General features: G+C 71.0%; 7 protein-coding genes. 2 read left to right on the plus strand and 5 right to left on the minus strand.

Annotation, left to right across the window (positions count from 1 at the left end):
* Positions 1 to 50 precede the first annotated feature (50 nt).
* From M878_RS64375 to M878_RS64390, 4 genes are all read right to left on the minus strand, one after another.
* Positions 51 to 1,532, minus strand: coding sequence for a GntP family permease (locus M878_RS64375; protein ID WP_023547093.1), 1,482 nt, complete (start codon positions 1,530 to 1,532; stop codon positions 51 to 53).
* Between the two features lie 114 nt (positions 1,533 to 1,646).
* Positions 1,647 to 2,057: a RidA family protein gene (locus M878_RS64380; protein ID WP_023547094.1), complete on the minus strand. Its 411-nt coding sequence runs from the start codon at positions 2,055 to 2,057 to the stop codon at positions 1,647 to 1,649.
* Positions 2,057 to 2,821 (minus strand): IclR family transcriptional regulator, encoded by a 765-nt coding sequence (locus M878_RS64385; protein WP_023547095.1) that lies wholly within the window; start codon positions 2,819 to 2,821, stop codon positions 2,057 to 2,059. Before M878_RS64385 ends, M878_RS64380 begins: the two co-directional genes overlap by 1 nt.
* Positions 2,818 to 3,867, minus strand: coding sequence for a sugar kinase (locus tag M878_RS64390; RefSeq protein WP_245238391.1), 1,050 nt, complete (start codon positions 3,865 to 3,867; stop codon positions 2,818 to 2,820). Before M878_RS64390 ends, M878_RS64385 begins: the two co-directional genes overlap by 4 nt.
* 192 nt (positions 3,868 to 4,059) lie before the next feature.
* On the opposite strand from M878_RS64390, the gene M878_RS64395 reads away from it, so the two are divergent.
* Both M878_RS64395 and M878_RS64400 read left to right on the plus strand, forming a co-directional pair.
* A complete protein-coding gene (locus M878_RS64395; protein ID WP_023547097.1) occupies positions 4,060 to 5,334 on the plus strand; it encodes an alanine racemase in 1,275 nt (424 codons plus the stop codon).
* Positions 5,335 to 5,394: 60 nt separating this feature from the next.
* A complete protein-coding gene (locus M878_RS64400; protein ID WP_023547098.1) occupies positions 5,395 to 7,005 on the plus strand; it encodes an N-acyl-D-amino-acid deacylase family protein in 1,611 nt (536 codons plus the stop codon).
* A 6-nt stretch (positions 7,006 to 7,011) separates the two neighbouring features.
* Here the strand turns inward: M878_RS64400 and M878_RS64405 are convergent, their stop codons facing one another.
* A complete protein-coding gene (locus M878_RS64405; RefSeq protein ID WP_023547099.1) occupies positions 7,012 to 7,869 on the minus strand; it encodes a trypsin-like serine peptidase in 858 nt (285 codons plus the stop codon).
* Positions 7,870 to 8,232: the final 363 nt, after the last annotated feature.

Raw genomic sequence — 8,232 nt, forward strand, 5'->3', positions numbered from 1 at the left:
TGTGCCGGAACCAGTCAGCCCGCTCATCCCCGGTTTCACTCACATCACGTTCACACCAAGACGCTCACCGCCGCCGCCACCGCGAACCCCGCCACCGACAGCACCGACTCAAGGACCGTCCAGGTCCGCAGCGTGTCCCGCTCGGTGATGCCGAAGTACTTGGCGACCATCCAGAAGCCGCCGTCGTTGACGTGCGAGGCGAAGATGGAGCCCGCCGAGATGGCCATGATGACCAGGGCCACGAAGGCCTGGGAGTGGTGGCCCTCGGAGAGGAGGGGCGCCACGATGCCCGCCGTCGTCACGATCGCCACCGTCGCCGAGCCCTGGGCCACCCGCAGGACCAGCGAGATCAGGTACGCCAGCACGATCACCGGCAGACCCACGCCGTGGAACGTGTCCGACAGGGCCTGGGCCACGCCGCTCGCCTTCAGTACGGCGCCGAAGACCCCGCCCGCGCCGACGACCAGCAGGATGTTGCCGACCGGCTTCAGCGAGGAAGTGGACACCGTTTCCAGGGACTTGCGGGACCAGCCGCGGCGGATGCCCAGGAGGTAGTACGCGAGGAGAAGCGCCAGCGTCAGAGCCACGAACGGGTGGCCGAAGAACTCCAGGACCGAGCGGCCGGGGGACGGGTCCAGGGCGATCGAGGAGAAGGTGGCCGCGAGGATCAGGATCAGGGGGGTGCCGATGATGGCCAGGACCGTGGCGAGCGGGACCGGACGCTCCTGGGGTTCCACTCCCTGGGCGCGCTGCTCCGCCACCACCGCCCGCTTCGCCTCCTCCGCCGCCTCGACCATGTCCTGCGGTACGGCGACGAAGATCCGCTGCCCGATCCAGGCGGAGAACGCCCAGGCGGCCAGGACGGCCGGGATGCCGCAGACGATGCCCATGAGGATGACCCAGCCGAGCTGGACGTGGAGGAGGCCGGCGGCCGCTACCGGACCGGGGTGCGGCGGCAGGAAAGCGTGGGTCATCGACAGGCCCGCCAGCAGGGGCAGGCAGTACAGCAGGATCGACTTGCCGCCTCGCTTCGCCGCCGCGTAGACGAGCGGGGCCAGGACGAAGATGCCCACGTCGAAGAAGACCGGGATGCCGAAGGTCAGGCCTGTGAGGCCCATGGCGAGGGGGGCGCGCCGCTCGCCGAACAGGGCCAGCAGTCGGGTCGCCAGTACCTCCGCTCCGCCGCTGACCTCCAGGATCGCGCCGAGCATCGTACCCAGACCGATGATGATCGCTACGTGGCCAAGGATGCCGCCCATGCCGGACTCGATGGTGGAGACGGCGTCGGAACGCTGGACGGTGCCGAAGAGTTCGGTGACCGAGAGTCCGGCGAGCAGGCCCACCGCTATGGAGACGGCCAGGAGGGCCACGAACGGCTGCAGCCGGACCTTGATGATCAGGAAGAGCAACAGGGCTATGCCGAGGGCTGCGACCGTGAGGAGGCCGGGGGTGCCGTTCAGGAGGAGGAGCAGGCCTCCGGTGTGGGGTGGTGGCGGTGCGGTGGGGGCGGCTGCGACAACGTAGTAGGACATACGGGGGTCCTCTTCTTGAATGCATCCTGCTTCTGGGTAGGGAGGAGCGCGGCACAGCACCTCGGAGGGCGCCGTGCCGTGACATGCGTACGGGGTACGGGAGCTGATGAAGCGTCAGCCGAGTACGGCGAGCGCGTCGATCTCGATGAGGAGGCCGGCCGGGAGGCCGACGTAGACCGTTGTGCGGGCGGCGGGCGGGGCGGTGAGGCCCTGCTCCTCGAAGTAGGCGTTGTAGATCTCGTTCATCTCGGCGAAGTGGTCCACGTCCGTCAGATAGACGCGGATCATCATCACGTCGTCCCAGCTCGCGCCGCCCTCTTCGAGGATCGCCTTGACGTTGGCGAGGGTTTGCAGGGTCTGCTCGCGCAGGGTGGGACCGGCCGGCGTCGGGGGCTTGCCGTCCTCCGCCGGCAGGAAGCCGACCTGGCCGGCGACCTGGAGGATGTTGCCCTTCTTCACGCCGTGCGAGAACTTCGCGGGCGGGGTGGTGTGGGTCTTCGGGGTGAGGGCGATCTTCTCGGTCATCAGTTGCCGGCTTCCTTGCTCGGTGTTCTTCCGGAGTACTCGCCGCTGATCGCGTCCGCGCAACGGCGGACCTGCGGGAGCAAGGTGAGGAGTTCCTCGCCGGTGACGACGACGTTCGGCGCGGACACCGACATCGCGGCGACCACCCGGCCGTCGGCGCCGCGGATGGGCGCGGCGACGCAGTTGATGGACTCCTCGTGGCCACCGAGGTCGGTGGCCCAGCCCTGTGCGCGGACCTTCTCCAACTCCCGCAGGAATGCGGGGGCGTTGGGGGTTGAGCGGGCCGTGTACAGGGGGTAGTCGAGCTTGTCCGCGAGGGCGTGGCGCTCGGGTTCGGGCAGGTCCGCGAGGAGGAGTTTGGCCACGGCGGCGACCGTGATGGCGACGGGCTTGCCGATCCGCGAGTACATGCGCACCGGGTAGCGGCTCTCCACCTTGTCGATGTAGAGGACCTCACCCTCCTCGTACACGGCCAGGTGCACGGTGTGGCCGCAGGCCTCGTTCAGCCGCACGAGGTGGGGGTGGGCGATCTCGCGGATGTCGAGGTTCTCCATCGCCTCCTGGGCGAGGGCGAAGAGGCGGGCGCCGAGGCGGTAGCGCTGGTCGGACTGGCGGTAGACCAGGCCGTGCTCGTGCAGGGTGCGCAGCAGGCGGAGCGCGGTCGACTTGTGCACGCCTAGGCGGTCGGCGACCCGGCCGAGGTCGGCGGGGCCCTCGGCGAGCAGCGGCAGGATGCTCAGGGCGCGGTCGACGGTCTGACTCATGGGGTGTTCGCCTCCTGTGTGGCCCGCCCGGCCTGCGTCCAGCCGGGGGCGAGTCGAAGTCTCCCCCATGCGGTGTCGTCCAGAGCGGTCAGGCGGTCGGCGTGGTCCCGGGCCGGGGGTACGGCCAGGTCGCCGGGGGCGGTGAGGGCCGCGGCGGCGAAGAGGTGGCCGTACCGGAGGCGGACCCGCAGGGGGAGGTTGCGCAGGGTGCCGGACAGGAAGCCCGCGGCGAAGGCGTCTCCGGCGCCGGTGGCGGCTACGACGTCCACGCTCAGGGCCGGTTCGAAGACAGCCGGCGTTGCCGTGGGACGGGGGCCGGCCGCGCGGCCCGGCGCCGGCGGGGTGCCGTCCGCGTCCGCCTGCGCCACACCTTCGAACGCCGTAGCCCTCTTCGCGCCCTCCTTCACCACCAACACCCCCGGCTCCGGCAGCGCCTCCCGGATCGCCTCCGGACCTCCCGTGATCCCCCAGGCCTCCGCCGCCTCGTCCTGCCCCACGAACACCACGTCCGCACGACGGGCCAGCTCCAGCAGCACCAGCGGGCCGCCGGAATCACGCCACAGCCCCGGCCGGTGGTTCACGTCGAAGGACAGCAGGGGGCGCCCCGGGCGGGGAGCCGTCAGTTCGCGCATCAGGTCGCGGCACTCGGCCGACAGCGCTGCCGTGATGCCCGACAGATGCAGGACCCGGCCCGCCCGCACCGCCGCGAGGTCCATGTTCTGCGCGCTCATCGCCGATGCCGCCGATCCCGCCCGGTAGTACGCGACCTCGTGCGCGCCCGAACCCCGGTCACCGGCCGTGCGGAAGTACACCCCCGTGGGCCGGACCGGGTCCCGGTGGACCGACGAGACGTCGACGCCGTACGCGGCGATCCGCTCCAGCAGATGCTCACCGAAGCCGTCCGCGCCCACCCGGCCGACCCACCGCGCGGAGTGCCCGGCGGCGGCCAGCACGCAGGCCACGTTGGACTCGGCGCCGCCGATCGCGCGGTCGAAGGAGGGCACGTCCGCGAGGCGCCCCGGGCGGCTGGGCAGGAAGGTGACCATGGACTCGCCCAGCGCGACGACGTCCACGCGGTCGTGCGCAACGATCCCGGCGTAATCAGCGTCGTCGATGATGACTCCTGTCGATATCCGGGTGACAGCTCCGTTGACCCGGTGTCGGCGAGATGCTAGACACCACAGAGCAATACACGCAATGGCTGTTGCAGATAATGCAACGGCGGAGAGAGGGGCTCCATGAGCAGCAGCGAAGCGCTTGCCCGGCTGGCCGAGGAACGCGTCGACCACCGCTTCAAGGGCCTCCCGCCGGACGCCGACGGCCTCACCGTCGGCGAACTGGCCGCCCAGCGCCGCAACCTCTTCCGCGAGGCCGACGGCTTCACCACGCCCGTCCTCGCCCTGTCCGCCGAGCGCCTGGAACACAACCTCGCGCTCATGGAGACGTACGCCGCCCGGCACGGCCTCGCCTTCGCCCCGCACGGCAAGACCTCCATGGCCCCGCAGCTCTTCCAGCGCCAGATCGAGCACGGCGCCTGGGGCATCACCCTGGCGGTGCCCCACCAGGTGCGCGTCGCCCGGGCGTTCGGCATCCAGCGGGTCTTCCTCGCCAATGAACTGGTGGACGCCCCGGCGCTGCGGTGGATCGCCGGGGAACTCGCCGCCGACCCCGCCTTCCGGTTCGTCTGCTACGTCGACTCCGTGCACGGCGTCGAGCTGATGGACTCCGCGCTCCAGGGCTCCGCCCGGCCCGTCGACGTCGTCGTCGAACTGGGCGCCGGGGAAGGCGCCCGTACCGGCGTGCGCACGGAGGCGGACGCCCGGGCCGTCGCCGATGCCGTGGCCGCCACCGGGACCCTGCGGCTCGTCGGTGTCGCCGGTTACGAGGCCCAGGTGCCCGGCGCCGACCCCGGGCTGGTGCGGGCCTGGCTGGACCGGCTGGTCGCGCTCGCCGTGGAGTTCGACAAGGCAGGGCGGTTCGCCGAAGCGAGCGAGATCATCGTCAGCGCCGGCGGCAGCGAGTGGTTCGACGCGGTCGCCGACGTGTTCGCCCGGATCCCCGACCTGTCGCTGCCCGTCCTGAGGCTGCTGCGCTCCGGCGCCTACGTCTCGCACGACGACGTGCACTACAGCAGGCTCACCCCGTTCAACCGGGTGCCCGAGGAGGGTGCCCTGGAGCCCGCCTTCCGGCTGTGGGCGCAGGTCGTCTCGCGCCCCTCGGCCGACCAGGCCTTCGTCAACGCGGGCAAGCGGGACGCCGCCTACGACCTGGACCTGCCCGTCGTGCAGGTGGTACGCCGGGACGGTACGGAGCGCCCGGCCACCGGGATCGAGGTGAGCGCCCTGTCCGACCAGCACCTGTGGCTGCGCACCGACCCGGGCGCGGACGTCGAGGTCGGCGACTGGATCGGCCTCGGGCTGTCCCACCCGTGCACGTCCTTCGACAAGTGGCAGCTGATCCCGGTGGCCGAGGCGGACGGCACGGTCGTCGCGTACATCCGCACGTTCTTCTAGTACATCCCTTCAACTGAATCCGTTCGCTCTTCCGGGAGCCGGGGAAAGGGAGGCGGGACCATGGAGGACCTGGTCATCCGGGACGCCGACGTCGTCGACGGCAGCGGCGAACCGTCGTACCGGGCCGACGTCGTCCTCAGCGGCGGGCGGATCGTCTCGATCGTCAAGGAGGCGGCTGCGGCCGGGTGCCAACGACCGCGTGCCGTACGCGAGTTGGATGCCGAGGGCCTGGTACTCTCCCCCGGCTTCATCGACATGCACGCCCACTCCGACCTCGCGCTGCTGCGCGACCCGGACCACAGCGTGAAGGCCGCGCAGGGTGTCACGCTGGAGGTCCTCGGCCAGGACGGGCTGTCGTACGCGCCGGTGGACGACCGCACACTGGAGGAGGTGCGGCGGGCGATCACCGGGTGGAACGGCTACGGCGACGACCTCGACTTCGACTGGCGTTCGGTCGGCGAGTATCTGGACCGGCTGGACCGGGGTACCGCCGTGAACGCGGCCTATCTGATCCCGCAGGGCACCGTCCGCGCGCTCGTCGTCGGCTGGGAGGACCGCCCGGCGACCCCCGAAGAGCTGGACCGGATGCGGCAGTTGGTGGCGGAGGGGATGGAGCAGGGGGCCGTGGGGCTGTCGTCCGGGCTCACCTACACGCCCGGCATGTACGCCCCCGACGCCGAACTGACCGAGCTGTGCCGAGTGGTGGCGTCGTACGGCGGCTACTACTGCCCGCACCACCGCTCCTACGGCGCCGGTGCCCTGGAGGCGTACGCCGAGATGGTCGATCTCACCCGCGACGCCGGCTGTCCGCTGCACCTGACCCACGCGACGATGAACTTCGGCGTGAACGAGGGCCGGGCGCCCGAGCTGCTCGCGCTGCTGGACCGGGCCCTGGAGGCCGGCGCGGACATCACGTTGGACACCTATCCCTACACCCCCGGCTGCACCACCCTGGCCGCGCTGCTGCCGAGCTGGGCGAGCGAGGGCGGCCCGGCAAAGATCCTGGCCCGGCTCGCCGGCCCGGCGACGGCCGAGCGGATCCGGCACGACCTGGAGGTGACCGGCTCCGACGGCTGCCATGGCGTGCCGGTGGACTGGGAGACGATCGAGATCTCCGGCGTCTCCGATCCGGCGCTGGCCGAGTTCGTGGGCCGTACGGTGCGGGAGGCGGCGGAGACGCGCGGCGAGGCCCCCTGGGACACCGCCCGGCGTCTGCTGCTGACGGACCGGCTCGGTACGACGATCCTCCAGCACGTCGGCCACGAGGACAACGTCCGCACGATCATGCGGCACCGCGGCCACACCGGCGGCTCCGACGGCATCCTCCAGGGCGACAAGCCGCACCCGCGCGCCTACGGCACCTTCCCGCGCTATCTCTGCCACTATGTGCGGGAGTTGGGAATCCTCTCCCTGGAGGAGTGCGTCGCCCACCTCACCGCACGGCCCGCGGCCCGGCTGCGCCTGCCGGACCGCGGCCTGGTGCGCGAGGGGTACCGGGCCGATCTGGTGCTGTTCGACCCGGAGACGGTGGCGCCCGGCGCGACCTTCGCCGCGCCCCGCACGCTTCCCACAGGGATCCCGTACGTCCTGGTCGACGGCCGGTTCGTCATCGAGGACGGGAAGCGGACGGACGTGCTCGCGGGCCGGTCCGTCCGCCGTACACCACTGTGACCGTTCTTACGGCTTCGGCAGGGTGCAGCCGGACGCGCTGAGGTCCAGCCTGTTGCCCGTGGTGAAGCAGGCCGGGATCTGGTAGGTCTCCTCGGCGTAGTTGATGCCCTGGTGGATGGTGACGTTGCCGTTCTCGTCCACCTCGCACGGGTTGTTCACCGTGCAGGTCTCGCCGTCCTCGTTGCCGGTGTTGTTGACGGCGACGACCTTGCCGGTGCCGGTGTCGATGACCGGGGAGCCGGACGTACCGCCGATGGTGTTGCAGGAGGAGGTGTAGCGGACCGAGTCCTTCCAGGTCCAGTCGCCCTCCTTCAGCCGGTACACGAAGCCGTCGATGCTGCAGCTGTAGGTGCGCTTCCAGTAGCCGGAGACGACCTTGATGGCGGTGCCGGCGGTGGGGTGGCTGTCGTTCACGGTGAGCGGGCTGATGCCGTAAGAGCTCTTGATCTTCGCGTAGGTGCTGGTCAGCTGGTAGATCGTGACGTCCGTGTCCGTCATGGTCGAGTACACGACCTGGTTGGCGCGGAGGGTGGCGACCTTGCTGCCGGCGGAGTTCAGCAGGCCGAAGGTACGACTGGAGGACTGGCCGGTGATGACCTGACCCGGGTCCGGGAAACCGGTCTCCAGGCAGTGGCCGTTGGTCAGCACGAGCGCCGGGTCGCTGTCGGCCGAGTTGGGGAAGCGGATGACGGAGCCGGAGCAGTTGCTGAGCGCGACGGTGCCGGCGAAGTCGACGGTCGCCTTGGGCTTGGCGGTGGCGGTGGCAGTAGCGGTGGCGGCGGTGTGCGGCGCGGCGACCGCGGGGCTCGCGCCCAGCCCGGCTATGGCCAGGGAGGAGAGCGCGGCAAGGAGAGGCTTGTTCATGTGGGGGTCCCCTCTGACGACTTGGGCGACCGGAGTTCTCCGGCCGCCCATACTTTTGTCATGCGCATTTTCATGGCATGAGGGGGCGGGAACAAGAAGCCGGCTCAGGTCATAGGGGTTTCCCTGTGCGGAGAGGCTGTGCGACTGGGCAGGAGTCCGGGCGGCCTGCGGCCAAGTGGCCCGGACTGCCTCATGGTTGGCGCCAAAGGAGGCATGCGACGGTCAGCGCGGATGCTTCGTGGCGCCGTGACCGCGCCCCCGGCCGCCGGGGAAGCCGGGCGCGGAGGTCATCGGGTCGGCCGGCGTCGCGGTGGGCGTGGGCGCCGGGGACGTGTCGGGGGGCGCAGGGGAGGTCGGGCCGTC

It is taken from the genome of Streptomyces roseochromogenus subsp. oscitans DS 12.976, from assembly GCF_000497445.1.
In the GTDB taxonomy this organism is placed as follows: domain Bacteria; phylum Actinomycetota; class Actinomycetes; order Streptomycetales; family Streptomycetaceae; genus Streptomyces; species Streptomyces oscitans.

Bases quoted from the DNA above. Each gene is read 5' to 3' on its own strand.
- M878_RS64405 (WP_023547099.1), bottom strand. From the start codon at position 7,869: ATGAACAAGCCTCTCCTTGCCGCGCTCTCCTCCCTGGCCATAGCCGGG.
- M878_RS64375 (WP_023547093.1), bottom strand. From the start codon at position 1,532: ATGTCCTACTACGTTGTCGCAGCCGCCCCCACCGCACCGCCACCACCC.
- M878_RS64380 (WP_023547094.1), bottom strand. From the start codon at position 2,057: ATGACCGAGAAGATCGCCCTCACCCCGAAGACCCACACCACCCCGCCC.
- M878_RS64390 (WP_245238391.1), bottom strand. From the start codon at position 3,867: ATGGTCACCTTCCTGCCCAGCCGCCCGGGGCGCCTCGCGGACGTGCCC.
- M878_RS64385 (WP_023547095.1), bottom strand. From the start codon at position 2,821: ATGAGTCAGACCGTCGACCGCGCCCTGAGCATCCTGCCGCTGCTCGCC.
- M878_RS64400 (WP_023547098.1), top strand. From the start codon at position 5,395: ATGGAGGACCTGGTCATCCGGGACGCCGACGTCGTCGACGGCAGCGGC.
- M878_RS64395 (WP_023547097.1), top strand. From the start codon at position 4,060: ATGAGCAGCAGCGAAGCGCTTGCCCGGCTGGCCGAGGAACGCGTCGAC.